Genomic DNA, 2,050 nt, shown 5'->3' with positions numbered 1-2,050 from the left:
GCTCAATGCTGCGTGCTTGTGCCAATCCGTGCCCCCGAGTTCATGCATAAGAATTAATTCTTGGTTATAGACAACATCTCGTAGTGTCTATAGAAGCACAAACGGGGGAGGGCGTCATGGTGAGAGCACGCCGAATGGCGGCCGCGATGGCCGCGGCGATCTTCGTCACCATGACGGTGGGTTGCTCCGGGGGAGAGGCAGAACCTGGCACGTTACCTGCTGCCAGCCCGGCTCTGTCAAATGCGCCGACCGCTTCAGCGGCATCCGCCGACACCCTCGACGACGAAGAACGCGATGCGGGGACCGCCACGGCACAGGCTGCACTGAAGGCGTTCCTGCAGCGCGACCTGCCCTACGACAGTTGGTGGGCCCAGCTGAAGCCGATGCTTACCCAAGAAGCGGTCTTCGCATACGAGTACACGGACCCGCAGAGCGTGCCCGCCACGACTATCACGGGAGAACCGCTTGTGTCAGCGGCCCCCAGCGCCACCCAGATGAACGTGTTGATAGCCACGGGGGTCGGGCAATACATGATCGTCCTGTACCGCGAAAACGCTCGAGCAGGATGGGCCGTCGACCGGCTCACGCCCCCCGAACAGGCGGGCCCCTGACGGTGAAGAAGGTCATCCCTGCCGTTATCGCCGGCGTCATTCTCCTGCCGACGCTTCTCGTCGTGCTGTTCTTCGGAGACAACGGCGCCGCCGCCGCGTGCCAGCCCACCCCTGCCAACGTCGACGTCAGCCAACTGCCGCCCGGAGGCATCGCCGGCTACAGCGGCGAGCAGCTGCGGAACGCTGCACAGATCATGGCCGCGGGTGCCGCCCTCGGTCTGGACGCGCGCGGACAGACCATCGGCGTGATGACAGCCATGGGCGAGTCCTCGCTCCGTGTGCTCGATCAAGGCGACGCCGTAGGCCCCGATTCTCGCGGCCTCTTCCAGCAGCGCGACAACGGCCGCTGGGGGTCCTACGAGGACCGGATGGACCCGTTCATCTCGGCCACCAACTTCTTCAAAGCCCTCCAGCAAGTCCAGGGATGGGAGAACCTGCCGCCCTCAATCGCGGCGCATCGAGTGCAGGTCAACGCCGACCCGTACCACTACGAGCGTTATGTCCAGCCCGCTGCAGAGGTGGTCGCGGGACTGTCCGGCGTGGACCCCGGGCAGATCCAGGAATGTACCGTCCCTGACGGCATCATTCCCGGCGGGATCAACGAACCCGGCCCGTGGGGCGGGTACGAGAACGGCCGTATCCCCGAGAACACGCTCTCGCCGATCCCGTGGAAACCCGAGTACGTTCTTCGCGCCGACGCGACTCAGGCGCTCATCGCGCTGAACAACGCCTACCGCGCTCAGTTCGGTCAGGACCTCGTCGTCAACGACGGGTACCGCGACTACGACGAGCAGGCCAGAGCCAAGGAAATCTACGGCAGCGATGCCGCCACACCCGGACAGTCCAACCACGGGTGGGCACTCGCTGTCGATGTCGGCATATTCAGTTTCTACAGCCTCGAGTACACGTGGATGGACCAGAACGCCCCTCGTTTCGGGTGGCGTAACCCCGACTGGGCACGGCCTGGGGGGCGCGGTCCGATCGAATCATGGCACTGGGAATTCTGGGGAGTAGCAGCATGAGCGACGAACAATTCGACCCGACGACCGTTCCGGCATTCCCAGTTCTCACCCTCGCGATGGAAGGTGAGCAGCTGGTGACCCTCAACGGCCTGCCGGTCGACGTACCCGAAGGCTCCACCCCTACCGAGGCGGGAGTCGCCGCCGCGGCCCAGCAGGCGGCCCAACTTGGTCTTCACGCGGTGCGAGTGCGTGCTGTCGTTGACGACACGGAGCACCGGATGGTTGTCACCGCAGACGGCACCGCTCACGAGCTCGCCATGCCGGCGCCTGAAACAGAGCAAAAGCGCTCACGTTTGCCGCTGCTGCTCGCGCTAGGACTTGCTGTAGTGATCGTCGTCGGAGGAACCGTCGCGACTCTCGCTGTCGTGTTGCAGTCGGCGCCGGCCCCCGTGGCCACCGCCGACCCCGGCCCCCCAG

General features: G+C 65.1%; 3 protein-coding genes. All 3 read left to right on the top strand.

Annotated features, from left to right (window positions below):
* The first annotated feature begins 146 nt into the window (after nucleotides 1-146).
* Nucleotides 147-611 (top strand): hypothetical protein, encoded by a 465-nt coding sequence (locus DBR36_RS12235; protein ID WP_181373580.1) that lies wholly within the window; start codon nucleotides 147-149, stop codon nucleotides 609-611.
* Nucleotides 612-613: 2 nt separating this feature from the next.
* Entirely contained in the window at nucleotides 614-1,633 is a 1,020-nt protein-coding gene (locus DBR36_RS12230) for a M15 family metallopeptidase (protein ID WP_076677897.1), read from the top strand.
* On the top strand, nucleotides 1,630-2,050 hold a 421-nt coding region (locus DBR36_RS12225), incomplete at its 3' end, for a hypothetical protein (RefSeq protein WP_219927653.1). The genes DBR36_RS12230 and DBR36_RS12225, both read left to right, overlap by 4 nt.

The organism is Microbacterium sp. HMWF026 (genome assembly GCF_003061325.1).
In the GTDB taxonomy this organism is placed as follows: domain Bacteria; phylum Actinomycetota; class Actinomycetes; order Actinomycetales; family Microbacteriaceae; genus Microbacterium; species Microbacterium testaceum_E.
The sequence above is the reverse complement of the archived record's forward strand: the minus strand, read 5'-3'. Positions and strand labels throughout refer to the sequence as shown.